This is a genomic window from Halanaerocella petrolearia (assembly GCF_054657875.1).
Genome location: NZ_BAAHXW010000001.1, coordinates 897,364 through 920,650, shown reverse-complemented (window position 1 = coordinate 920,650; position 23,287 = coordinate 897,364). Strand labels below are relative to the sequence as shown.

The 23,287-nt window shown below is 34.0% G+C and carries 26 protein-coding genes; 25 read left to right on the top strand and 1 reads right to left on the bottom strand.

What is annotated here, in order from left to right; translation table 11 throughout:
* The first annotated feature begins 112 nt into the window (after positions 1–112).
* The 3 genes from ACYQ39_RS04700 to efp are packed head-to-tail and all read left to right on the top strand — an operon-like array spanning position 113 to position 3,199.
* Positions 113–1,189 (top strand): M24 family metallopeptidase, encoded by a 1,077-nt coding sequence (locus tag ACYQ39_RS04700; RefSeq protein WP_459840762.1) that lies wholly within the window; start codon positions 113–115, stop codon positions 1,187–1,189.
* Between the two features lie 33 nt (positions 1,190–1,222).
* Complete coding sequence (locus ACYQ39_RS04695) at positions 1,223–2,629, top strand: BamA/TamA family outer membrane protein (RefSeq protein WP_459840760.1); 1,407 nt, start codon at positions 1,223–1,225, stop codon at positions 2,627–2,629.
* 12 nt (positions 2,630–2,641) lie between these two features.
* Complete coding sequence (gene efp, locus ACYQ39_RS04690) at positions 2,642–3,199, top strand: elongation factor P (RefSeq protein WP_459840758.1); 558 nt, start codon at positions 2,642–2,644, stop codon at positions 3,197–3,199.
* Between the two features lie 77 nt (positions 3,200–3,276).
* Here efp and ACYQ39_RS04685 read toward each other — a convergent pair whose 3' ends face one another.
* Positions 3,277–3,609 (bottom strand): LysM peptidoglycan-binding domain-containing protein, encoded by a 333-nt coding sequence (locus ACYQ39_RS04685; protein ID WP_459840756.1) that lies wholly within the window; start codon positions 3,607–3,609, stop codon positions 3,277–3,279.
* Between the two features lie 288 nt (positions 3,610–3,897).
* On the opposite strand from ACYQ39_RS04685, the gene spoIIIAA reads away from it, so the two are divergent.
* The 22 genes from spoIIIAA to ACYQ39_RS04575 all read left to right on the top strand — a co-directional run bounded on the left by spoIIIAA (position 3,898) and on the right by ACYQ39_RS04575 (position 23,264).
* The gene (gene spoIIIAA / locus ACYQ39_RS04680; RefSeq protein ID WP_459840754.1) at positions 3,898–4,848 is read left to right on the top strand and encodes a stage III sporulation protein AA; all 951 of its coding nucleotides are present in this window, start codon (positions 3,898–3,900) and stop codon (positions 4,846–4,848) included.
* 10 nt (positions 4,849–4,858) lie between these two features.
* On the top strand, positions 4,859–5,368 hold the full coding sequence (spoIIIAB, locus tag ACYQ39_RS04675) for a stage III sporulation protein SpoIIIAB (protein ID WP_459840752.1): 510 nt from the start codon (positions 4,859–4,861) through the stop codon (positions 5,366–5,368).
* An 89-nt stretch (positions 5,369–5,457) separates the two neighbouring features.
* A complete protein-coding gene (gene spoIIIAC / locus ACYQ39_RS04670) occupies positions 5,458–5,652 on the top strand; it encodes a stage III sporulation protein AC (protein WP_459841650.1) in 195 nt (64 codons plus the stop codon).
* A gap of 12 nt (positions 5,653–5,664) precedes the next feature.
* Positions 5,665–6,054 (top strand): stage III sporulation protein AD, encoded by a 390-nt coding sequence (gene spoIIIAD, locus ACYQ39_RS04665; RefSeq protein ID WP_459840750.1) that lies wholly within the window; start codon positions 5,665–5,667, stop codon positions 6,052–6,054.
* A gap of 13 nt (positions 6,055–6,067) precedes the next feature.
* Entirely contained in the window at positions 6,068–7,249 is a 1,182-nt protein-coding gene (gene spoIIIAE, locus ACYQ39_RS04660) for a stage III sporulation protein AE (protein WP_459840748.1), read from the top strand.
* Positions 7,246–7,806: a stage III sporulation protein AF gene (gene spoIIIAF / locus ACYQ39_RS04655; protein WP_459840746.1), complete on the top strand. Its 561-nt coding sequence runs from the start codon at positions 7,246–7,248 to the stop codon at positions 7,804–7,806. The genes spoIIIAE and spoIIIAF overlap by 4 nt, the downstream gene beginning before the upstream one ends.
* A 14-nt stretch (positions 7,807–7,820) precedes the next feature.
* The gene (locus ACYQ39_RS04650; protein WP_459840744.1) at positions 7,821–8,393 is read left to right on the top strand and encodes a hypothetical protein; all 573 of its coding nucleotides are present in this window, start codon (positions 7,821–7,823) and stop codon (positions 8,391–8,393) included.
* A gap of 9 nt (positions 8,394–8,402) precedes the next feature.
* Positions 8,403–9,047 carry a SpoIIIAH-like family protein gene (locus ACYQ39_RS04645; protein WP_459840743.1) on the top strand — a complete coding sequence of 215 codons (645 nt, stop codon included), beginning with the start codon at positions 8,403–8,405 and terminating at the stop codon, positions 9,045–9,047.
* 230 nt (positions 9,048–9,277) lie between these two features.
* A complete protein-coding gene (gene accB, locus ACYQ39_RS04640) occupies positions 9,278–11,182 on the top strand; it encodes an acetyl-CoA carboxylase biotin carboxyl carrier protein (protein WP_459840741.1) in 1,905 nt (634 codons plus the stop codon).
* Between the two features lie 105 nt (positions 11,183–11,287).
* A complete protein-coding gene (gene accC, locus ACYQ39_RS04635) occupies positions 11,288–12,649 on the top strand; it encodes an acetyl-CoA carboxylase biotin carboxylase subunit (RefSeq protein WP_459840739.1) in 1,362 nt (453 codons plus the stop codon).
* A 23-nt stretch (positions 12,650–12,672) separates the two neighbouring features.
* Complete coding sequence (locus tag ACYQ39_RS04630; RefSeq protein WP_459840737.1) at positions 12,673–13,110, top strand: Asp23/Gls24 family envelope stress response protein; 438 nt, start codon at positions 12,673–12,675, stop codon at positions 13,108–13,110.
* A gap of 191 nt (positions 13,111–13,301) precedes the next feature.
* Positions 13,302–13,853 (top strand): alkaline shock response membrane anchor protein AmaP, encoded by a 552-nt coding sequence (amaP, locus tag ACYQ39_RS04625; RefSeq protein WP_459840735.1) that lies wholly within the window; start codon positions 13,302–13,304, stop codon positions 13,851–13,853.
* 14 nt (positions 13,854–13,867) lie between these two features.
* The gene (locus ACYQ39_RS04620) at positions 13,868–14,107 is read left to right on the top strand and encodes a DUF2273 domain-containing protein (RefSeq protein ID WP_459840733.1); all 240 of its coding nucleotides are present in this window, start codon (positions 13,868–13,870) and stop codon (positions 14,105–14,107) included.
* An 81-nt stretch (positions 14,108–14,188) separates the two neighbouring features.
* The gene (gene nusB, locus ACYQ39_RS04615) at positions 14,189–14,617 is read left to right on the top strand and encodes a transcription antitermination factor NusB (RefSeq protein WP_459840732.1); all 429 of its coding nucleotides are present in this window, start codon (positions 14,189–14,191) and stop codon (positions 14,615–14,617) included.
* 6 nt (positions 14,618–14,623) lie between these two features.
* Positions 14,624–15,565 carry a Kae1-like domain-containing protein gene (locus tag ACYQ39_RS04610; RefSeq protein WP_459840730.1) on the top strand — a complete coding sequence of 314 codons (942 nt, stop codon included), beginning with the start codon at positions 14,624–14,626 and terminating at the stop codon, positions 15,563–15,565.
* A 27-nt stretch (positions 15,566–15,592) separates the two neighbouring features.
* The gene (locus tag ACYQ39_RS04605) at positions 15,593–16,483 is read left to right on the top strand and encodes an aldo/keto reductase (RefSeq protein ID WP_459840728.1); all 891 of its coding nucleotides are present in this window, start codon (positions 15,593–15,595) and stop codon (positions 16,481–16,483) included.
* Between the two features lie 175 nt (positions 16,484–16,658).
* A complete protein-coding gene (locus ACYQ39_RS04600) occupies positions 16,659–17,072 on the top strand; it encodes a bacteriohemerythrin (protein WP_459840726.1) in 414 nt (137 codons plus the stop codon).
* A 1-nt stretch (position 17,073) separates the two neighbouring features.
* The gene (locus ACYQ39_RS04595) at positions 17,074–17,535 is read left to right on the top strand and encodes a chemotaxis protein CheX (RefSeq protein ID WP_459840724.1); all 462 of its coding nucleotides are present in this window, start codon (positions 17,074–17,076) and stop codon (positions 17,533–17,535) included.
* Positions 17,536–17,716: 181 nt separating this feature from the next.
* Positions 17,717–18,883: an iron-containing alcohol dehydrogenase gene (locus tag ACYQ39_RS04590; RefSeq protein ID WP_459840723.1), complete on the top strand. Its 1,167-nt coding sequence runs from the start codon at positions 17,717–17,719 to the stop codon at positions 18,881–18,883.
* A 299-nt stretch (positions 18,884–19,182) separates the two neighbouring features.
* Complete coding sequence (locus tag ACYQ39_RS04585) at positions 19,183–20,034, top strand: sulfide/dihydroorotate dehydrogenase-like FAD/NAD-binding protein (RefSeq protein ID WP_459840721.1); 852 nt, start codon at positions 19,183–19,185, stop codon at positions 20,032–20,034.
* On the top strand, positions 20,016–21,404 hold the full coding sequence (gene gltA, locus ACYQ39_RS04580; RefSeq protein WP_459840719.1) for an NADPH-dependent glutamate synthase: 1,389 nt from the start codon (positions 20,016–20,018) through the stop codon (positions 21,402–21,404). Before ACYQ39_RS04585 ends, gltA begins: the two co-directional genes overlap by 19 nt.
* A gap of 294 nt (positions 21,405–21,698) precedes the next feature.
* Entirely contained in the window at positions 21,699–23,264 is a 1,566-nt protein-coding gene (locus tag ACYQ39_RS04575; RefSeq protein WP_459840718.1) for a SulP family inorganic anion transporter, read from the top strand.
* Positions 23,265–23,287 lie beyond the last annotated feature (23 nt).

The following is a 23,287-nucleotide window of genomic DNA, read 5'->3' as shown; positions in this document are numbered from 1 at the left end:
AGCTATCAGCTGTCTGCTATGTGCTATCAGCCAATTCAAAAACTAAATCAGTATAATCCATATATTCTAGAGATGTTTATAAGAGACTCTTAATTGAACAGGAGTGGTAATAGTGCAAGAGAGAGTAGATAGATTAAGAGAGTTATTAGCTGAAAAGGAGATTGCAGCATTATTAGTTAATACACCAGAGAATAGACAGTATTTAACTGGCTTTACTGGAACAGCAGGAACAGTATTGATTACTCAACAGGAAGCAATCTTGATTACTGACTTTCGTTACACTAAACAAGCAAAGGAAGAGGTCTCAAGTTTTGAGGTAGTAGAGTTTAAAGAGAAGAAACTTGATCTTTTAGCTGATTTATTAGTTGAGCTAGGTGTTAAAGAGTTAGGATTTGAAGCTAAATATGAGACTTATAGTACTTATCTTAAGTATGAAGATAAATTACCTGTAGAGTTGAAAGGTACTCAAAATTTAGTTAAGAAATTAAGGTTAATTAAAGGGAAACAAGAGATTAATAAGTTAAAAGAAGCTGTTGATATAACTGACCAAGCTTTTACTTATATTCAAGATAAACTACAAGTTGGAGTTAAAGAGAATAAAATAGCTTTAGAATTAGAATTCTTTATGAAGCAGCATGGTGCTAGTAAGAATGCCTTTGACTTTATTGTTGCTTCTGGTAAGCGTGCTGCTTTACCTCATGGTGTAGCTAGTGAGAAGAAGATTGAGGCTGGTGACTTTGTAACTATGGATTTTGGTTGTGTCTATCAAGGTTATCATTCTGATATGACTAGAACATTAGTAGTTGGAGATAGTCCAACTGATAAACAGAAGGAAATTTATCAGTTAGTACTTAAAGCTCAAAAAGAGTCGATTAAAGCAATTAAAGCTGGTAAAAAGGCTTCTGAAGTAGATCAAGTAGCTCGAGATACAATTTCTGAAGCAGGCTATGGTGACTACTTTGGACATGGTCTAGGTCATGGAGTAGGGCTAGAGATACATGAAGGGCCAAAATTGTCTTGGCGTGATGATACAGTTTTAGAGCCAGGGATGGTAGTTACTATAGAACCAGGAGTTTATCTACCTGATTGGAGTGGAGTTAGAATTGAAGATATAGTAGTAGTTACAGAAAATGGCTGTCAAGTCTTAACTGAGTCAGATAAGGAATTAATAGTAACGAATGACAGCTGATATAAAATTATAAATTTAGAGAGGAGTATGATAATGCATTTTAGTAAGAAAATCATGATAAGGTTGATAGCTAGTTTTATATTACTAATGTTAGTTGTTAGTCCTAGTGTCAATGCAGCTGATGACTTTATAGCCAGTATCCAAGAGGTTGTTGGCCCGAAAATGGAGGGAGAGTCTGGGAAGGTTCCTTTTGTTTCCTATATCAGTGAAGGAGGATTAATGGCAGGAGAATTCTTTTATGACTCTAATCTATTTGATAATGATGCTGATTTTACTTCAGTAAATCTGATATCACCTACAACAGGTATCTTTACTTCCTTTACTCAAATTAGTAACTATCCTCTATCTGGTAAATGGAAACTAGGTGGAAATTTAAGTATTATTAAATATAATGAAATTAATGTTGGGGGAATTGGTAATAATACTCCTGACCAAGAAATCTCTGATGAGACTTTAGATGCTTTACATAGTTTTAAAAAGGTAGATGATCAATATGATGCTGCTTTTACTCAGAAAGGTAATTTAACAAGACGAGAAACTATTTACGCAGTTGTTACTGGTCAAATGACAAAAACAGACGCAAATAAAGCATTAGGTGCTTTGGGTAGTGATCCATTAACTAGTAAAGAAGAAGTAGTAATTGATACGCTACAAAAAAATCAAGATACATTAGATGGTTACCAAAGTTATGAAGGTTGGAATAATCGTGCAGCAGTTAATTTAACTTATGAACTTGACCAGCACAATTCTATTATTACTGAGTATGCTTATGAGATGTTGACTAATCAAGAGAGTGATTACAAATCTGACACGATCTCCTTAGGTTGGGAGAATAAAAGTCTTGATAACCAAAAAAATCCTCGCCAAGGTCATAAGATTATTACTAAGGCTAAAAAGAGTTTAAATCTTTTAAGCCATGATAAGGAAAATGACTGGAATTATACTAAATTAACCTTTGACGCTCGTAAGTATATTCCTGTCTTTACTAACTCTACTTTGGCCCTTAGGTTTAGAACGCAAAGTGTTTCAGGTGATGATGTGCTTGATAAAGAACGAACGGCTTTAAAAAAGCTTTATACTGGTAATCCAGAGGCTGAAGTTTACACTGTAGCACCTTTCTTTGATATGTCCTTACTAGGTAATTTAAATACTATGAAGGGTTATCGTTATTATAGATTCTATGATAATCATTCTGCCTTATATCAAGCAGAGTTTAGATTTCCAATGGACTATCTATTATCTGGCTTACAGGGAACTTTATTTGCTGAAACAGGTCGAGTAAGCAATAGCTTTAATAGTCAATTATTTACTGAAGATATGCATTATAGTGGTGGGTTAGGTGTGAAATATTACTTTAATGATGATATAATTGTTCGTGGTGATATTGGCCATTCTGGTGAAGGGACACAGATTAGAATGAATATAGGTCAAACTTTTTAAGGAGGTAAAATAATGATTACTACACGAGATTTTCAGACTGGTTTAACTATTAAACTAGATGGTGAGTTGTATACTATTGTTGATTATGATCATACAAAGCCAGGTAAGGGAGGAGCTTACATTCAGACAGAATTAAAACATCTTGATTCTGGTCGGACAGTTAACAAGCGTTTTAAATCTGGTGAAAAGGTAGAGAAGGCTTATATAGATACTCGACTATTTCAATTTTTATATCAAGATGCTAATGGTTATGTCTTTATGGACCAAGAAAGCTATGATCAGATTACTTTAGATGAAGAGCAGATTGGTGATGCTGCTCAGTTTATTAAAGAGAACTCTGAAATTAAAGTAGAGATGTATCAAGGAAGTCCAATTGGAGTTGATTTGCCGACTTTTGTTGAATTAGAGGTTACCCATGCTCCACCAGCTGTAAAAGGAAATACAGTCTCTGGTGGTACTAAGAAGGTAACAGTAGAGACAGGAGCAGAAGTACAAGTTCCTTTATTTATTGAAGAAGGTAATGTATTAAAGATTGATACACGAAGTAGTGAATACATAGAACGAGTATAATTTTATAATTAAGAGAAAGGAGCAACCTTTAAAGGTTGCTCCTTTTTTATTTTATCGTACTAAACTTTAAGTCCGATCTAACGTAAAGATACTGGAACTACTAGTTGTTGCCCAGGGTAGATTTGATTAGGATCACTAAGATAGTTAAATTCTACAATTGTATCTACTTGAGTTCCATATTCTTGAGCTATTGAATAAAGTGTATCACCTTGCTCTACTGTATAGATGATAGCTTCTGGCGGAGATTCAGGAATAGTTAATTCTTGGCCTGGATAGATCATATCAGGATCAGAGATATCATTAAAGGCAAGGATATTTGAGACGGTAGTATTAAACCTATCTGCAATTCCATAGAGAGTATCGCCAGCTTGTACAGTATAGGTAAAAGTGCCTAAAGGTGCTGTAGGCATTTAAATTACCTCCTTTCTAGAGTTGGTAGTATATACTATGTTGTTTAGTATAACTTTGATAAGTTTATTTTTTATTGATATATTGTGGCAGTGATGAGTAACGAGTGATAAATAACAAGACCTAAAATACTATGAGTTTACTCGTCACTTGTTTCTTGTTACTAGAAGTTAGAGATTAGAGTTACTTTTTTGGCACCTTATTTTATTATGGAACCATTTGTATTTTTTTATTTTATATTCATATTTTTACCAGACAGTTAATATAATTAACTAGTTGAGGTGATATTTGTGAAAATAAATCAAGCTTTAGAGCAGACTATTTTACCAGTTTTAGCTCCTAAAATAAGGAGTATTATAGATAGAGTTTCTAGTAGGAAATTAAAAGGCTTAGTAGAGATCAGACTACGGGCCAACAATCCTTTATTACTAGAAAAGACTAAAGGAGAATTATTAGTCAGTAAGTCAGGCAAAGTAGTAACAGATATTAGACATGCCTATCAAGTTACTAAAGAAGATGTCCAAAACACACTGAATTTGATGGCCAATAGTTCTATATATTCTATAGAAGAAGAGTTAAAAGATGGCTTTATTACTTTAACAGGTGGACATAGAGTTGGGTTGGTAGGCCAAGCAATTAGAGAGAATTCTGGTATTAAGCGAATTAAGCATATTTCAGCTTTGAATATTCGCTTCTGTCAAGAGATTATTGGTGCTGCTGATAGGGTTATTAGGAAGGTAGTTAAAGGAAGGGATGATATCTATAATACTCTAATTATTTCACCACCTAGATGTGGTAAGACAACTTTATTACGTGATTTAATAAGACAGATTAGTAATGGAGTTACTAAGTTGAAGTTTCAAGGTGTACAAGTAGGAGTAGTTGATGAACGATCTGAAATTGGTGGTGCGTACCAAGGGGTAGCCCAGAATAAGATAGGAGTTAGAACTGATCTATTGGATAGAGCACCTAAGCCAGCTGGAATTTTATTATTAATTAGATCAATGTCTCCTGATGTAGTGGCTACTGATGAGATTGGTACAGCAGAAGATGTCGCTATATTACAAGAGGCATTAAATGCTGGGGTAAGAGTAATTACTACTGTTCATGGTGGTGACTTGTCTGAAGTAAAAACAAGACCTAGTTTAAAGAAGTTATTTGAAATAGATGCTTTTGAGAGAATCATTGTCTTGAGTAGAAGAGAAGGTCCAGGTACAATTGAGCGCATTATTAGGCAGTAGGAGGGATAAGATGAAATGGATAGGAGTTCTTTTGATCTTAGTTAGTAGTACAGGCTTAGGTTTTAAAGTTGCTCGCCAGTTTATCTTACGAGCTAGCCAACTTAAACAGTTAAAGTTAGGGCTACAATTACTACAAACTGAAATAAGTTATGGGATGACTCCTCTGCCTCAAGCCTTTGCTAAACTAGAATCTAAATTAGAAACACCAGTAGCTTTATTCTTTGCTCAGGCTAAAAAAGGGTTAGAGTCTGGATTAACAGCTAAAGAGGCTTGGCAAGCAGCAGTTGTAGATATTATAGCTAAGACTGCCTTACAAGAAACAGAAGAAGAGGTACTGTTAAATTTAGGTACTAATTTAGGACAGTCAACTAGTGATGATCAACTGCGTTATCTAACCTTGGCTCAAGACCATCTAGATAATATACATCAGGAAGCTATAGCAGAAAGGAAAGAAAAAGTTAAATTGTGGCGGTATTTAGGGGTTTTAACTGGTCTGTTCATCATTATTTTAATTTTTTAGTCTTAGCAGTTGAGGTTATAATTAGAATTATTAGTTAATATATAATTAACAACTTAGTAGCCAATAGTAAGGGGGCCAAAAAGTAAATGATGAATATAGATTTAGTCTTTAAGATTGCAGGACTAGGAATCTTAATTTCAGTCTTTAATATGGTACTAAAGCAGGCTGAAAAGGAAGAACAAGCCCAAATGTTGACTTTAGTAGGAGTTATTATTGTCTTAATGGTTATTATTCAGTTGATTAATCAGCTATTTTCTAATGTTCGTAGTATATTTGGTTTTTAAGGAGTGGAAAGGATGGATACAATTACCCAAATTGTTGGTTTGGGGTTGGTAGGAGCTATTTTTTCTATAGTTTTAAAACAGTATAAACCAGAGTTGGCTTTACAGTTGAGTTTAGTAGTCGGTTTAATAATTTTTGGTTTTATGCTTAGTAAGGTTATTGTAGTAATCAATGCTTTACGAGAGTTAGCGGTTAAAGCTAACATTGATAAAATTTATTTAAATACTATTTTGAAGGCAATTGGTATTTCCTACATAGCTGAATTTGGGGCCCAAATTTGTCGTGATGCTGGAGAGAAGATTATAGCTTCTAAGATCGAGTTTGCTGGTAAAGTTTTAATTATGATTTTAGGTTTGCCAATTATGATGGCTATCTTAGAGTCAGTCTTACAACTTCTACCTTAAAGGCGTGATCAAGATGAGGAAATTATTTATAGTGTTGATGTTATTATTATTAATAGTTCCTTCTATTAATGCTGCAGATAAAGATAAAGCTAAACAGATGCAACCTGAAGAGATAATTAAGAGTCAATTAAAAAAGCTTGATTTGAATAAATTAGAAAATGAGGTTGACAAGCTAAATAAAGAAACAGGTGACTATCTGCCTCCTTTAGAGCCTAAAGATATTATAAGTTTATTTAGTAAAGAAGGATTAGAAAATAAATTTAATCAGATAATACGTGGTTTATTACAGTATTTATTTGATGAGATAGTAGTTAATAGTAAATTACTAGGAAAGTTGATAATTTTGGCTATGATTGTAGCTGTATTAAAAAACTTTCAAGCTAATTTTGCTGGTAGTAGAGTCAGTCAGTTGGCCAATGGGATTGTCTATTTAGTATTGGCTATTGTAGCTCTTAATTCTTTTAAGATAGCAGTAACTATTGGTCAAGAGACTATTAAGGATATGGTGGGAGTTATGTATGCTATTATTCCTTTATTGCTTTCTTTATTAGTTAGTATGGGAAATATAACTTCTGCTTCTTTATTTCACCCTGTTACCTTTTTAATAGTCAATACTTTAAGTTCAATAGTCAAGAATGTAGTCTTTCCTTTGATCTTTTTTTCTACTGTTTTAGAGATTGTCAATAATATATCTGATGAATTTAAAGTTACTGGCTTAGTCAATCTGTTAAGGCAGTTGGCTATGGGAGGTTTAGGAGTAGTTACTACTATCTTTTTGGCAGCTATTGTTACTCAAGGAACAGTAGCTACAGTCAGTGATGGAGTAACTATTAGAACTGCTAAATACTTAACAGGTAATTTTATTCCTATAGTAGGGAGCTTTTTAGCAAATGCTTTAGATGTTGTAGTTGGTGGTTCTTTATTAATTAAGAATGCTTTAGGTGTTTTTAGTGTTCTAATTATCTTAGTGTTTTGTTCTTTTTCAATAATTAAGATTCTTGCTTTAGTTTTAATTTATCGTTTTGCTGCGGCAACTATTCAGCCTGTTAGTGATCAAAAGATTGTAGGTTGCTTAAATACTTTGGCCAGTAATTTATTGCGTATATTTGGCTCAGTAGCAGTGGTGGGGGTAATGTTCTTTGTTGTAATTATTATTGTAGTAGGAACTGCTAACTTTACAGTAATGATGAGGTGATAAAGATCGAATTTTTAAGAGATTGGATCAGAAATTTAGTTTTGGTTGTCTTGTTGGCCCATTTTATTGAGATGTTATTGCCTAGTAGTAAGATGCAGAAGTATGTTAAGGTAGTAGTAGGTTTTTTTGTTATCTTAACTATTTTAACTCCTTTTTTAAAGTTAGTTAATCAGGGGTTAGAACAGCCAACCTTTGATTTAATCAAAGATAAAAAGATTTCTTGGCAAAAGATAGTTCAGCAAGGTAACTCACTAAAAAAAGAACAGCACCAACACTTAACAGATGATTATAAACGACGATTAATCCAACATATAAATTCTGTTGTTAAATTAAATTCTGATTTAGAGGATTTTGAGACTAAAGTTAAATTAGATCAGAGGAATAATTTAACTAGTATTTCTATAATAGGAACTGAGAATAAGGTTGTTCCAGTTGAGGTTGATTTGTCAGATAAGAAGCAAACCAATCCTAAAGAAGAGAAAGAAGAGAAACTAAAAGGAGTGATTGCTACTTTATATGGATTAAATAGTAATCAGATTCAAGTCCAATTCCAATAGAAAGGAGGGAGTAGATGTTAAAAGATATTTTAACTGGTGAAAGTGATTTTCCAATCCCTAAAACATTATTATTACTTGGCTTAGCAGGTATAATTTTAGTTTTGTTAGGTGATTTTACTGGCAACTTTACTTCTAGCTCTTCCACTAAAGGCTCTAAGCAAGTAAAAAGTCAAGCAACAGCAAATAATCTTTCTGTAGAAGAGGAATTAGAGAATAAATTAGAAAGGATATTAGCTACTGTTGCTGGAGTAGGAGAGGTACAAGTTGATATTACTTTGGATTCAGGTTCTGAATATATCTATGTCAGAGATAATAGTCATTCTAATAAAGAGATAGTGGAAGAGGATAATAATGGGGGGACTAGAAAGACTACTGAAACAGAAAGAGAAGATAAATTAGTAGTTTTAGATAGCAGTGGATCAGAAAAACCTGTTGTCAGAAAAGAGATCAAACCCAAGATTAGAGGGGTTTTAGTTGTAGCTGAAGGAGCAGCAAACTCTCATATTAAAGCTGAGTTGATTAGAGCAGTAGAGGTAGGGTTAGGAATTCCAAGTTATAAGATTGCAATATTACCACAAGAAGGGTAGGGGATTAAAGTGAAAATTAATGTTTGGAGCAAATGGAATTTAAAGAAGAGACTGGGTTGGTTTTTAATTTTGATGATCTGGGTAGGTATGGTTACTGGAGTAATCCTTCATCAGACTCCAAGTACTAATGATCATATTGCTCAGGTTTCTTCTCAAGAAGGTTATGTAGAGATTGATACTAATAATATTAATAAAAAAGTTAAAGCTAATGCTCGAAAGAAGGGAGAGAATAGTTTAGAATCTGTAAAGGCAGACTCTTTAGATGTAGCTAAAGTAGAAAAAAAGGCTAAAAAAAGCAATAAAGATTTCTTTGTTGAGTATAGGGTAGAGCGTGATCAAGCTCGTAGTGAACAGATTAATTTATTACGAGAGATGATTAATAATCCAAATTCAGATAAAGAGTTAAAGGCTCAAGCCCAAAAGCTATTGTTACAGATTACTAATAATATTGAGAAAGAGATGGAGATTGAAAGTTTAATTAGAGCGCGAGGATATGAAGATGGAATTGCTTTTATTCATGACGATTCTGTAGAATTAGTAATAGCTAGTACAGGATTACAGAGAGATGATGTAGCTAAAATTGGTGATATTATAGTTAATAGTACTGGAGTTTCTTTACAGGATATTACTATTATCGAAAAGAAACCTGAATGAATTGACAAAATATTTAAGAAAAGATATAATTATAAGACACATTCACCGCTTACTCGGGTTAAATCTTCGTTAACCTGAGTTTTTTATTTTTATTGCATAATGATGTATAATTATTTATAATAGATTAATATAGTATAGGATTGAGGTATTTTTATAAAAGGTATTGATTTTGTAAAGGATTTTATTTTTAGACATAGAATAATAAAAAGAGCAGTTTAGGAGGGAGAAGTATGGTAGATAAGAAGAAGGTTGGAATTACTGATACGACTTTAAGAGATGCCCATCAATCTTTATGGGCTACTAGAATGAGAACTGAAGACATGTTACCAATAGTTGGTAAAATGGATGAAGTAGGTTATAATGCAATGGAGGTTTGGGGAGGTGCAACCTTTGATGTCTGTATGAGATATTTAGATGAAGATCCTTGGGAGAGGTTGCGCTTATTAGATAGTTATGTTAATAATACTCCTTTACAGATGTTATTAAGAGGGCAAAATGTAGTGGGGTATAAGCATTATTCTGATGATGTAGTAAGAGAATTTGTTCATAAAGCAGCTGAGAATGGAATAGACATCTTTAGAATTTTTGATGCTTTAAATGATGTTAGAAATATGAAGACAGCAATAGAAGCAGTAAAAGAGACAGGGAAGCATATTCAAGCTACAGTTGTATATACTATTAGTCCTGTCCATACAATAGAGCACTATGTAGAGACAGCTGTAACTTTACAGGAAATGGGGGCCAATTCTCTCTGTATCAAGGATATGGCAGGGTTGCTTAAACCATATCGAGCTTATGAATTGGTATCAGCTCTAAAAGACGAGCTTGATATTCCAGTTGAATTACACAGCCATTATATTGGTGGTATGGCTATCTCCACTTATCTTAAGGGGGTAGAAGCAGGAGCAGATGTAATTGATACTGCAACTGCATCTTTAGCTTTTGGATCTTCTCAACCACCAGTAGAGACAATGAATGCTATTTGGCAGAATACAGAGTATGATGTTGGTTTAGATTTTGATCTATTATTTGATATAGATAGTTACTTTGAAAGAATCAGAAGAAAGCGTGGCTTTAACCGGGGAGTAACTAAGATTACTGATATGCAGACTTTCTCCCATCAGGTGCCAGGTGGTATGATCTCTAATTTAGTATCTCAGTTAGAAGAGCAAGATGCTCTAGATCAGATTCATGATGTGCTAAGAGAGATACCACGAGTGCGTGAAGACTTAGGTTATCCACCATTAGTAACACCAACTAGTCAGATTGTAGGAACGCAAGCAGTCTTTAATGTACTATTAGGAGAGAGATATAAGGTTATTCCTGATGAAGTTAAGTCTTATATCAAAGGTTACTATGGTAAACCTCCAGCAGAAATCAATCCAGAGGTACAGAAGAAGGCTATTGGTGATGAAGAACCAATTACTTGTCGGCCAGCTGATTTATTAGAGCCGACTTTGGATAATATAAAGGATGAAGTTGAACAATATGTAGAGAAGGAAGAAGATTATCTATCTTATGCATTATTCCCACAAATGGGATTAAAGTTCCTGAAGCAAAAGAAAAAGGAACGAGATATCTTTGGAGAAGAAGAACCTGAACAAGGACAAGAAGAAACTGATAAGGAGGCCCAAGAAGATATGGAACTTAAAGACATTAAAGAATTAGTTGAGATGTTAAATGAAACTGATATTTCTGAAATCAATCTAGAAGATGATGGTACAAAGGTTAGTATTAAGAAAGGTGGTCAAGTAGTTACACAAGAAGCTAGTAATGAAGTAGCTACAGTGCAGACAGAAGCACCTGTTCAAAGGGAAACAACTCAAGCTGCACCAGAGACTACAGAAGTAAAGACTGAAGCACCAGCTGAAACAGAAACTACTGCACAGGTAGATGGTGAAGAGATTGAAGCGCCAATGGTAGGTACTTTCTATCGGTGCCCATCTCCAGATGCTGATCCATTTGTGGAAGTTGGAGATGTAGTAGAAGAAGGAGATACAGTCTGTATTATTGAAGCTATGAAGTTAATGAACGAGATTGAAGCTGAATTTAAGTGTAAGATTGTAGATATTTTAGTTGATGATTCTGAAGCAATTGAATATGGTCAGCCATTATTTGTAGTAGAAAAATTATAATTTGTTTATAATTAGAAATATTATTTGAGTAGAATTAGAACTAAAATTTATTAAATAAAATATAAGATGAATAGGGTAAAGAATCTTGAAAGGTGTAGTGATAGAATGCTTGATCTTGACAAGGTGTTGGTGGCTAATCGAGGTGAGGTTGCTGTACGAATTATTAGAGCATGTAGGGAGCTAGGGATTGAGTCAGTAGCTGTTTATTCAGAAGCTGACCAGAATGCTTTACATGTCGAGTATGCTGATGAGGCTTACTGTATTGGCCCTGCTCCTTCTAATGAAAGCTATCTTGATATTCCAAGCTTAATTAGTGTAGCAGAGATAGCTAATGTTGATGCTATACATCCTGGTTATGGTTTCTTGTCTGAAAATGCTCATTTTGCCGAAGTATGCCAAGAGTGTGGTTTTAAGTTTATTGGCCCAGAAGCAGAAGCTATTGAAAAGATGGGAGATAAAGCCATAGCTCGAGAGACAATGATTGAAGCTGGAGTACCAGTTGTACCAGGTACTGAAGGAGCCTTGACTAGTGAAGAGGATGCTATAGAAAGAGCAGAAGAGATAGGATATCCAGTTATTGTTAAAGCTTCTTTTGGTGGTGGTGGTCGAGGTATGAGAATTGCTCATAATAAAGATGAGTTAGCTCAGGCTATTCAGACTGCTAGTTCAGAAGCTGAAGCAGCTTTTGGTAATGCAGAAGTTTACTTAGAAAAATATGTTGAAAATCCTCGACATATTGAGTTTCAGATTTTAGCTGATGAGCATGGTAATGTAGTTCATTTAGGAGAACGTGACTGTTCTATTCAGCGAAGACATCAGAAGTTGATTGAGGAAGCTCCATCTCCAGCAATAGACCCAGAATTAAGAGAAGAAATGGGTCAAGCAGCAGTTAAAGCTGCTCATGCAGTAGATTATTATAATGCTGGAACAGTTGAGATGTTATTAGACAAAGATAATAATTATTATTTTATCGAAATGAATACTAGAATTCAGGTAGAACATCCTGTAACTGAGTTTGTGACAGGAATAGATATTGTTAAAGAACAGATTAGAATTGCTGCTGGAGAAGAATTAGGATATGCTCAGGATGATATAGAGATTAATGGTACTGCTATTGAATGCAGAATCAATGCTGAAGATCCAGCTAAAGACTTTAGACCTTCTCCAGGTAAGATTGAGAATTATATTACTCCAGGTGGTTTAGGAGTTAGAATTGATAGTGCTGCTTATCCAGATTATTTAATACCACCTCATTATGATTCAATGGTAGCTAAATTAATTGTCTGGGGTGCAGATAGAGAAGAGACTCTAAGTAGAGCATTACGTTCTTTAGAAGAGTTTAAGATAGAAGGAATTAATACTACTATTTCTTTCCATCAAGAAGTATTACAAAATGATGAGTTTGTTGCTGGTACCTTTGATACTGGTTTTATTCCTAAACACTTTTCTGATGATCAAGATGATTAAGCTTTAATAGAGGAGGCAGCAATATGGAAGAAGAAAAAAATGGTGTAGGTGCTATTAGAATTGCTAATGAAGTAGTCAGTATTATTGCTGGCTTGGCTGCAACTGAAGTTGAAGGGGTAGCTGGAATGAGTGGTGGTTTAGCTGGTGGAATTGCAGAGATGTTAGGTCGTAAGAACTTATCCAAAGGTGTTCAAGTTGAGGTAGGAGAGACTGAAACTGCTATTGATTTATATGTAATTATGAAGTATGGAGTTAAGATTCCTGAAGTAGCTTGGAATATTCAAGATAATGTTAAGCAAGCTATAGAAGGTATGACTGGTTTAGATGTTGTTGAAGTTAATGTTCATGTTCAAGGAGTTAGTTTCCATGAGGAACAAGAGGAAGAAGAGACCGAAGAGCCAGAAGAGGAAACAACTGAACTAGAAGAACCAGAAGCTACTGAACTACCACGAGTCAGATAATAATTAATTAATTTGTAACTTGACAAAGCAATCTTATCTTTGAACTATTAAAAAGCTAACTCGTTTTGAGTTAGCTTTTTCTTCTTTTATTACAAATATTAGGAATAAGTTTTAATAATTAGTCAAAGATATTCTTAAATAAAGGCAAAATATTAGTAAAGTAACTTTCTGTTAAAGAAAGGAGTAGATAGATGCAGTATTTAGACCGTTTTTTCGTGTTACTGCTTACTCTATTATCAATTATTATTTCTCTGACAATGATGGGGACTTTTATGGGGTGGGTTAATGGTATTCAATTGATGAATTTAATTAATCAAGACCTACGCTTGTTAGGGATTGGAGGATTTATTCTCTTCTTAATTTCATTACGTATACTACAACTATTTTTACCTAAAAAGAGAAGAGCTAAGCAGACTATAGTATCTCAAGGCCAATTAGGTACTATAAAGATTAGTTTAGCAGCAATAGAAAATTTAGTTAAAGAGATAGTATCTAAAGAAGAGGAGGTTGAAGATATTCAATCTCAAGTTGATGTTACAGAAGAAGGAGTCAATATATTATTGAATCTATCAATTATTTCTCGGGCCAATGTTTCTGAAATAGCTGAGCATTTACAGGAAGAAATTAAAGAACAGGTTAAAGATTCTACTGGAGCCGAAGTAGAAGAAATAGAGATTTTAATCAATGAAGTTAGCCGGGAAGAGGATTATACAGATACGAGTACAGATGTAAGACTAGATTAAAAGAGGTGTTAAAGGTGACTCAATTCGATAATTTAGAGCAATTATTGCTCTGGTTAAGTGATTATAGAGGCAGAATTCTAGGATTAGTAATAGGTTTATTGGCTGCTTTATTGATTATTAGTTTTGGGGTTATTCCAGCTTTATTTATTATGATGTGTATGGGTATTGGTTATTATCTAGGAGCTAGATATGATAATCGTAAAGATTTTAGAGATGTATTAGATGAAATTTTCCCACAACAATATAGAGAATAGATAATAAAACAATTGACAATGGACAATTTATAATTGACAGTTAAAAAATTAAAATCAATTCTAAATTTTTGGAGGGTTAAAATGACACAGACAATAACTAGACGTCAAGCTAGAGAAGTTGCAGTTCAGTTTTTATATCAGGCAGATATTAATAAACAAGGATTAGTTAAGAATTTAGAAAATTTACATGAGGAAAGGCCAAAGTTAGAATTAAGAGGTAGCTTCTTATCTGATATTATTGAAGGTACTTATCATAAACAGCATGAATTAGATCAGATGGTTGATGATAATGTTTCAGATTGGAAGACTGATCGAATGGGGAAGATAGAACGAAATGTTATTAGGTTGGCCTTGTATGAAATGTTATACGAAGAGGAAGTTCCAGTACCAGTTTCAATCAATGAAGCAATAGAATTAGCCAAAAACTTTAGTGGAGAAAAAGCAGGTAAGTTTGTTAATGGGATTTTAGGTAAAGTAGCTAATAGTTTAGATTTAAAAGAGGAGGAGTAAAGTACATTGATTCTAGGGATTGATACCAGTAATTATACTACTTCGGCTGCTTTAATGGACTCTTCTGGTAGGTTAATAAATCAAACTAGAAAATTATTAGAAGTAAAGGAAGGGCATCGAGGTTTACGCCAATCAGAGGCAGTCTTTCAACATGTTAATCAGTTACCAGAAGTACTAGAAGAAGTAATAGATCATAAAGAGGAAGAACTGACTAAAGTAGTAGTCAGTACTAGACCACGTTCGAAAGAAGATTCCTATATGCCTGTTTTTAGAGTAGGAGAAGGACAGGCTAAGACTATAACCAAGATATTAGATATTCCTTTAGTTGAAGTTTCTCATCAAGAGGGTCATTTGATGGCCGGTGTCTGGTCATCTGACTTAAAAGTTGATAAATTTTTAGCAGTACATATTTCAGGTGGAACTACTGACTTGTTAAAGGTAACTTCAGTTTCGAAACGAGCTGGATTTAAGATAGAGACATTAGGTGGTAGTCAAGATTTACATGCTGGACAATTTATTGATCGTATCGGAGTTAAATTAGGTTTATCCTTTCCAGCTGGTCCAGCTTTAGAAGAATTGGCTACAGATGGTGAATTAAAGGGAGTAACTATTCCTTCAGCAGTAGATGGATATCAAATCAGTTTTTCTGGACCTGCTTCAGCAGCTATGAGATTGATTGACCAAGATAAGAATAAAGCAGATATTGCTCTTGGGGTTCAACAAGCAATTGCTAATAGTTTAGAGAAGATACTAAAGAAAGCAATCAAGGAAGAAGGATTAACAGATATCTTAATTGTTGGTGGAGTATCTGCTAATCAATATATTCGAGATAGATTAGAGAAAAGACTGGAACATAAAGCAGTAGGGGCTAAGTTACACTTTGCTGATACTAAGTGGAGTAGCGATAACGCCATAGGAACTGCTGCACTAGGTTTAGAGAACCAGTAATTATTAGATAATTTAAGGAGGGGGAAAATGGTTGAAAAAGTTAGCTTATCAGATGATTTAGAAATCTCTAGAGTAGTACATGGTTTAATGAGATTATCAAGCTGGAATATGTCACAGCAAGAAGTGCTAGAATTAATTGAGCAATGTATAGACTTAGGAATAACTACCTTTGATCATGCTGATATTTATGGAGGCTATACTTGTGAATCTATCTTTGGTGAGGCATTAGCATTAAAACCAGAACTAAGAGAGAAGATAGAATTAATCACCAAGTGTGGAATTAAATTAGTCTCCCCTAATCGGCCTGAACATAAGATTAAACATTATGATACCAGTAAAGAACATATAATTCAATCGGTAGATAATTCTTTGCAGAATCTAAATACAGATTATATTGATTTACTATTAATTCATAGACCAGATCCATTTATGGATCCAGATCAAGTAGCAGAAGCATTTAATCAGCTAAAGGAGGAAGGTAAAGTTCTAAACTTTGGTGTTTCTAACTTTAAAGCTTCGCAATTTGATATGTTAAGTTCTAGATTAGATTTTCCGTTGGTAACAAATCAGATTGAGATTTCTGTAATGGAGCTAGAAAACTTTGTAGATGGTACAATTGAAAGATGTCAAGAAGAAAGAATTGCTCCACTGGCTGGGGGTAGTGTCTTTAATTCACAAGAAGAGAAAGCAGTTAGAGTCAGAGAGACTTTAGAGAAGATAGCAAAAGAAGTTGCTGTAGAAGGTATTGATCAGATTATGTATGCTTGGTTATTAAATCATCCAGCTAATATAGTTCCAATTGTTGGTAGTGGTAAGATAGAGAGAATAGAAACAGCAGCCAAGTCAACAGAAATAAATTTAACAAGGCAACAATGGTTTGAAATCTTAGAAAGTTCAATGGGCTATGAAGTGCCGTAAAGAAGTTATTGTTCTATAACCTAAAAATTATTTATAACGTTAAAAGTTTAAGGATAGCCATAATAGGTTATCCTTTTTGTTATTAATAATGGTAAAATAATAATTATTATAACTTGAAACTAGTAATTATTATTGATAGTCTATTAATAAAGATGAAAAATAAGGGGTGAAAGATATGATTTGGAAAGATAGTCTAAAGATAGGAATTGAAGAAGTTGATCAACAACATAAAGAGTTATTTAAACGATTTAATAGTTTTCTTCAGGTGGTACGAGGTAAAGAAGATAAAGAAATAAAGGCTGAAAAGATAGAAGAAACATTAGATTTCATGGGAGAGTATGTAGTAGCACATTTTAATGCTGAAGAAAAGTTTCAACAGAAGTATGATTATCCTAATTATGAAGAGCATCATCAAGTTCATGAAGAATTTAAAGGGCAGATAAGAGAATTTCAAGAAGAGTTTAAGCAGGATAAATATAATGAAGGTTTAATTATGGAATTTAGTGGTAGGATATTGACTTGGTTGATCAATCATGTAGCTGAAGAAGATCAACAACTTGCTGAACATATTGATAAGGAGTATAGATAATATGAAGACAGAATATATAGATCCTATTTTTATTGCGACTAATCAAGTATTAAAGAATATGTTTGAATTAGAAGCAGATAAAGATGAGATAACTACAGAAGAAGATGTAATTGCTACAAAAAAAGCTAATATTTCTATTGGAGTTACTGGCGATTTAAGAGGAAGAATTATTTTCAGCTTTTCTGAAGAATTAGCCTTAAAGATTGTAACAGAGATGTCTGGAATGGAGATAGACCAGCTAGATAAGTTTGTTACATCAGCTATTGGAGAGTTGGCTAATATCATTAGTGGTCATGCTATGACTAATTTAGAAGAAGTTGATTATGAATGTGATATAACTCCTCCGCAGGTAATGATTGGTGAAGGGGAGATTACATCCTTAGATGTAAATCAGGTATTAAATATTTCGCTACAGACTGAAATAGGACAATTTGATATTAATTTAGCAGTTGAAGAAGTTTAGTTTAGGACACGGAATGCCGTGTTCTTTTTATTTTTTATAAAATTTCAGTGATTAGTGTGAGTAGATATTCACAAAGAGTTTAGGAACTATATTATCAATCAATCTTGACTATACATCTAATCCATGTTATATTATTAACAAAGTAAATAGTTAAAAAAATCACAAAGGAGTGTTAATACATATGAATTCATTTATGATTCCTCGTGATGTTGAGTTTGGTGAAAAGACATTAGGTTACTTAAGTGAGTTAGATGGCGAACGAGCTGTATTAGTTACTGGTGGTAGTTCTATGAAAAGGTTTGGCTTTTTAGATGAGGCTAAAGATTATTTAGCTGAAGCTGGAATTGAATCTCGAGTAGTTGATGGAGTAGAACCTAATCCATCAGTTGAGACAGTACTAAGAGGTAAAAGAGCGATGTTAGATTTTGAACCTGATTGGGTAATTGCTATTGGTGGTGGATCTGCTTTAGATGCTGCTAAGATTATGTGGGCTTTTTATGAACATCCTGAGCTTGAATTTGAAGATATTATTGAAGTAGGTTCTTTACCTGAGTTAAGAAATAAGGCTAAGTTTGTAGCTATTCCATCTACTAGTGGTACTGCTTCTGAAATTACTGCTTTCTCTGTAATTACTGATACTGAGAAAAGTATTAAGTATCCAATTGTATCTCCAGAGATTATTCCTGATGTTGCAATTGTTGATCCTGAGATTCCAGCAACTATGCCAGATCATATTACTGCTAATACTGGTATGGATGTCTTAGCACATGCTGTTGAGGCTTTTGTTTCTACAGGTGCTAGTGATTATACTGATTCTTTAGCTTTAAAGGCTATTAATCTAGTATTTGATTATTTACCTAAGGCTTATGAAAATGGTGATGATATGGAAGCTAGAGAAAAGATGCATAATGCTTCTACAATTGCAGGAATGGCCTTTTCTAACTCTTCTTTAGGTATTGTACATAGCTTGGCCCATAAGATTGGAGGAGAGTTGCATATTACACATGGATTAGCTAATGCTATCTTAATGCCTTATGTAATTGAGTTTAATTATGAATCTGCTAAAGAGAAGTTTGCCAGAGCTGAAGCGGCTTTAGGTGTAGATAATTTAGCTGATGCTGTAAGAGAGTTAAATGAAGAGTTAAATATCCCTAGTTCCTTTAGTGAGATTGACTGGATGGAATTTACTGAGGAAGACTTTGAAGAAGTATTAGATAGAATGTCTGCTAATGCTAAAGATGACCCATGTACTTTAACTAACCCAGCGGAGCCTACAGTTGAAGATATGAAGAAGATTTATCAGCAGGCCTTTTATGGTGAGGATTCAGATTTAGAACAGGTAAGCTAAGTAATACTTAATATATTATAGCTAGAGTTGTAAAAGGCAGGGCCAACTTTACTGGTCCTGCTATTTTTTCTTGCTTTTAAAAGAAGGCTTGATATAATTATGAGTAACTATGTAGTATTTAGAGAGATTAATTGATATATAGTGTCAGTAGTCGTGTGAGTGTGAGTAAAAAATTATTACGAAAAGTTTCTGTTGGAACTTATAGAGACAATCATGAAGAGTCTGAAGGACTTGTAGAATTTCAAATTATTGAATTTTGATTTTACTGACACTAAATAAGTATTGAGGAGGGCAATAAGTTGTATAAGATTTTAGCAAAAGATAAGTTAGCGCCTGAGATTGTGCGTCTTGAAGTAGCTGCCTCTGAAGTAGCTGCTAAAGCTCAACCAGGTCATTTTTTAATTGTTAGAGTAGATGAGCAGGCAGAAAGAATTCCATTGACAATCGCTGATTACAATCGAGATCAAGGAACAATTACAATCATTATACAAGAGGTAGGCTTTAGTAGTCGTCAGATCTGTAAATTAGATGAAGGGGATGCCTTCTTAGATTTAGTTGGCCCGTTAGGTGAGCCAATTGAGACTAAAGATTATGATAAAGTAGTCTGTATTGGTGGGGGATTAGGTAATGCACCATTATATCCTAAGGCTAAGTCTCTAAAAGAGCATGGAGCAGAAGTGGTTAGTATTTTAGGGGCTCAGACAGCTGAGAAGTTGATTCTAGAAGAAGAATTTAATGATATAAGTGATGAACTATATATAGCTACTGATGATGGTTCTAAAGGACATGAAGGTTTTGTAACAGATGTGTTAGAAGAGTTATTAGAATCAGGAGAAGAGTTTGAATTGGCTATTGCTATTGGCCCGATGATTATGATGAAATTTGTTTCTAAATTGACAGCTCAATATGATTTAGAAACTATGGTTAGTTTGAACTCTTTAATGATTGACGGGACAGGTATGTGTGGTGGTTGTCGAGTAACTGTTGATAATGAGACTAAATTTGCTTGTGTAGATGGTCCAGCTTTTGATGGTCATTTAGTAGATTTTGATGAGCAGTTGAGTAGGCAACAATTTTATGTAAAACATGAATCAGAAGTTGAAGAATGTGGACACGCTGGAGGTGAGTATCAATGTCACAAAAATCAGTAAAACATGAGATGCCAGAACAAGATGCTCAGAAAAGAGCAAATAATTTTGGTGAAGTAGCTTTAGGTTACGATGAAGAGATAGCTATAAAAGAAGCTAAACGTTGTTTACAATGTTCTAATCCTAAGTGTAAAGAAGGCTGTCCAGTAGGAATTGATATTCCAGAATTTATTGAATTGATAACAGAAAACAAGTTTGAGAAGGCAGCTCATAAGGTAAAAGAAAAGAATAATCTACCAGCTATCTGTGGACGAGTCTGTCCTCAAGAGGAGCAGTGTGAAGCTGAGTGTATAGTAGGAATCAAGAATGAACCAGTAGCTATTGGTAGATTAGAACGTTTTGTAGCTGATTATATACGTGATAGTGAGCAGGTTGAGCCAGTTAAGCAGGATCTAGGGAAGGTAGCAGTTGTAGGAGCTGGCCCGTCTGGATTGACTGCGGCAGCTGATTTAGCTAAGATGGGTTATCAAGTAACTATCTTTGAGGCTTCTCATAAACCAGGTGGAGTTTTAACTTATGGTATTCCTGAGTTTAGATTACCAAAAGATATTGTGCAAGATGAAGTAGAAAAGATTAAAGATTTAGGTGTAGATATAGAGCTTAATAAAGTAGTTGGTAAGATTAAAGGTGTAGATGAATTATTTGAAGAAGGCTATGATGCTGTATTTGTTGGTACAGGGGCTGGTCTACCTCGGTTCCTAGGTTTAGAAGGAGAGAATTTAAATGGAGTCTATTCTGCTAATGAATTCTTAACACGAGTTAATTTAATGAAGGCTTATAAGTTCCCTAAGTATAAGACACCAGTTCATGTAGGAGATAAAGTAGCTGTTGTAGGAGCTGGTAATGTAGCTATGGATGCTGCTCGAACTGCTTTAAGGTTAGGAGCAAAAGAGTCAATGATTGTCTATCGTCGAGGACGAGAAGAGATGCCAGCTCGTGAAGAAGAGATTCACCATGCTCAAGAAGAGGGAGTTGAATTTAAATTACTGAATAATCCAACTCGTATCTTAGGTGATGAAGAAGGTTTTGTGACAGGTATAGAGTGTGTTGAGATGGAGTTAGGAGAGCCTGATGAATCAGGTCGAAGGCGTCCAATTGCAATTGAAGGATCTGAATTTGAAATAGATGTTGATACAGTAATTATGGCCATTGGACAGAGCCCTAATCCAATTTTATTAAAGGATACACCAGAGATTGAAACAACTGAGTGGGGTACAATTAAAGCTGATGAAGAGACTGGCCAGACTTCTAAAGAAGGAGTCTTTGCTGGTGGAGATATTGTTACTGGTGCTGCTACAGTAATTGAAGCTATGGGAGCTGGAAAGCAAGCAGCTAAAGCAATTGATGAATATATTCAGAAAGAAAATAATTAATCTCTAAATGCAGGTGTTCTATAACACCTGCATTTTATTATGTAAAGATAATATATCCAATTAATAAAAGTCAGAATGAAGGAAATTTCATTTAATCTTTTACTGGATGTGTAATGTATGTTATAATTTTTTCGCGCTCAAGCCTTTTAGTATAGGTAACAATAAGCTGATTAAGTTTTGTATATTATAACTATAATTTGATATAAGAAGATCTTCAGTTTAAGTTAATAATTTAATAAGTGATTATAAAAGCATTCATATAAGTTTATAAGAATATAAGGAGGAGATGTTTTTATGGTAAAAAGAATCAAGGAAGGTATGAACAGGCAGATGATTAAGGATGATGTATTATCTGGTTTAACAGTAGCTTTGGCCCTGATTCCTGAATCGGTGGCTTTTGCATTTGTAGCAGGTGTTAGTCCAATTATAAGTCTACAAACTGCTGTTATGATGGGACTTATAGCTGCTCTTTTTACTGGCAGACCAGGGATGATAAGCTCATCTACAGCTGCTGTTTCAGTTGTATTTGCTTCACTAATATCTCAGTATGGCTTAGAGTATCTTTTTGCAACAGTAGTTCTAATGGGAATTATTCAAATAGCAATAGGGGTACTAAAATTAGGAAAATATGCTAGAATGATACCCTATCCAGTAATGCTTGGTTTTCTTAATGGGTTGTCCATAGTTATGTTTTTGGCCCAGTGGGAACAGTTTAAAGTAAATAGGACAGTAATAGTAGATGGTGTTGAGATGGTACAGAAAGTCTGGATGCCTGCATCTGATATGGCGATAATGTTATTATTTGTAGCTTTTACTATGGCAATTATTCATTTTGTTCCTAAATTGACTGAAACAGTTCCATCAAGTTTAGTGGCTATTGTTGTAATGACAATTATTGCAGTTGTTTTAGATAACAATGGCTATCATTTAAGAACTGTACAAGACTTTGCGGGAATGGAATTAAAGGGTGGATTACCTAAATTTCATATACCTCAAATAAAAATAAGCCTAGATATGCTAAAGGTTGTCTTTCCTTATGCTTTAATTGGGGCACTTGTAGGATTGACAGAGGCAGTGCTTACACTTAGAGTAATTGATGAAATGACAGATACTAGAGGTCATACTAATAAAGAGTGTATTGCACAGGGGATGGCTAATACTGTCACTGGATTTTTTGGAGGAATGGGCGGAGATGCTATGATAGGTCAGTCTATTATCAATATCAAATCTGGTGGTAGAACAAGATTATCAGGATTAGTAGCAGCATCAGCACTAATGGTATTTATAATGTTTGGTTCAAGTTTTGTAAATGCTATTCCTCTAGCAGGTTTAGTAGGAGTTATGTTTATGGTTGTAATAGGAACTTTTAAGTGGGAAAGTTTAAGGTACGGAAATAAAATTCCTAAAGAAGATATTATAGTGGTAATAGCAGTTACTTTGGTTACAGTATTTGTTAATTTAGCAACAGCTGTAATTATAGGAGTAGTATTATCTGCAGTGATGTTTGCTTGGAAAAAAGGGAAAGCTATCCATGTTAATGTAGAGGAGAATGAAGAAGGTTCTAAAATCTATGAAATAGATGGACCGCTATTCTTTGCTTCTGTATTAGAGTTTAAAGATTTATTTGATATTAATAAGGACCCTGATGATATTATAATTGATTTTAAAGATTCTAAGGTAATGGATCACTCTGCTATTGAGGCAATTGACTCTATTACTGAAAAATACTCTGCTGTAGGAAAGAAAATTATTTTAAGACATCTTAGTAAAGACTGTCAATTGCTTTTAGAAAATGCTGAAAGTATTATACAGGTTAATATAGAAGATCCAGACTATCATGTAGCTGATGATCTATTATAATTTTAACTTTATAAAAAAATATT

What these genes read in the sequence shown, in the direction of transcription:
- spoIIIAB (WP_459840752.1), top strand. Translation starts at nt 4,859, where the DNA reads ATGAAATGGATAGGAGTTCTTTTGATCTTAGTTAGTAGTACAGGCTTA.
- accC (WP_459840739.1), top strand. Translation starts at nt 11,288, where the DNA reads ATGCTTGATCTTGACAAGGTGTTGGTGGCTAATCGAGGTGAGGTTGCT.
- gltA (WP_459840719.1), top strand. Translation starts at nt 20,016, where the DNA reads ATGTCACAAAAATCAGTAAAACATGAGATGCCAGAACAAGATGCTCAG.
- ACYQ39_RS04575 (WP_459840718.1), top strand. Translation starts at nt 21,699, where the DNA reads ATGGTAAAAAGAATCAAGGAAGGTATGAACAGGCAGATGATTAAGGAT.
- ACYQ39_RS04595 (WP_459840724.1), top strand. Translation starts at nt 17,074, where the DNA reads ATGAAGACAGAATATATAGATCCTATTTTTATTGCGACTAATCAAGTA.
- ACYQ39_RS04650 (WP_459840744.1), top strand. Translation starts at nt 7,821, where the DNA reads ATGTTAAAAGATATTTTAACTGGTGAAAGTGATTTTCCAATCCCTAAA.
- efp (WP_459840758.1), top strand. Translation starts at nt 2,642, where the DNA reads ATGATTACTACACGAGATTTTCAGACTGGTTTAACTATTAAACTAGAT.
- ACYQ39_RS04630 (WP_459840737.1), top strand. Translation starts at nt 12,673, where the DNA reads ATGGAAGAAGAAAAAAATGGTGTAGGTGCTATTAGAATTGCTAATGAA.
- nusB (WP_459840732.1), top strand. Translation starts at nt 14,189, where the DNA reads ATGACACAGACAATAACTAGACGTCAAGCTAGAGAAGTTGCAGTTCAG.
- spoIIIAD (WP_459840750.1), top strand. Translation starts at nt 5,665, where the DNA reads ATGGATACAATTACCCAAATTGTTGGTTTGGGGTTGGTAGGAGCTATT.
- ACYQ39_RS04600 (WP_459840726.1), top strand. Translation starts at nt 16,659, where the DNA reads ATGATTTGGAAAGATAGTCTAAAGATAGGAATTGAAGAAGTTGATCAA.
- ACYQ39_RS04605 (WP_459840728.1), top strand. Translation starts at nt 15,593, where the DNA reads ATGGTTGAAAAAGTTAGCTTATCAGATGATTTAGAAATCTCTAGAGTA.
- accB (WP_459840741.1), top strand. Translation starts at nt 9,278, where the DNA reads ATGGTAGATAAGAAGAAGGTTGGAATTACTGATACGACTTTAAGAGAT.
- spoIIIAE (WP_459840748.1), top strand. Translation starts at nt 6,068, where the DNA reads ATGAGGAAATTATTTATAGTGTTGATGTTATTATTATTAATAGTTCCT.
- ACYQ39_RS04590 (WP_459840723.1), top strand. Translation starts at nt 17,717, where the DNA reads ATGAATTCATTTATGATTCCTCGTGATGTTGAGTTTGGTGAAAAGACA.
- spoIIIAC (WP_459841650.1), top strand. Translation starts at nt 5,458, where the DNA reads ATGAATATAGATTTAGTCTTTAAGATTGCAGGACTAGGAATCTTAATT.
- amaP (WP_459840735.1), top strand. Translation starts at nt 13,302, where the DNA reads ATGCAGTATTTAGACCGTTTTTTCGTGTTACTGCTTACTCTATTATCA.
- ACYQ39_RS04685 (WP_459840756.1), bottom strand. Translation starts at nt 3,609, where the DNA reads ATGCCTACAGCACCTTTAGGCACTTTTACCTATACTGTACAAGCTGGC.
- ACYQ39_RS04695 (WP_459840760.1), top strand. Translation starts at nt 1,223, where the DNA reads ATGCATTTTAGTAAGAAAATCATGATAAGGTTGATAGCTAGTTTTATA.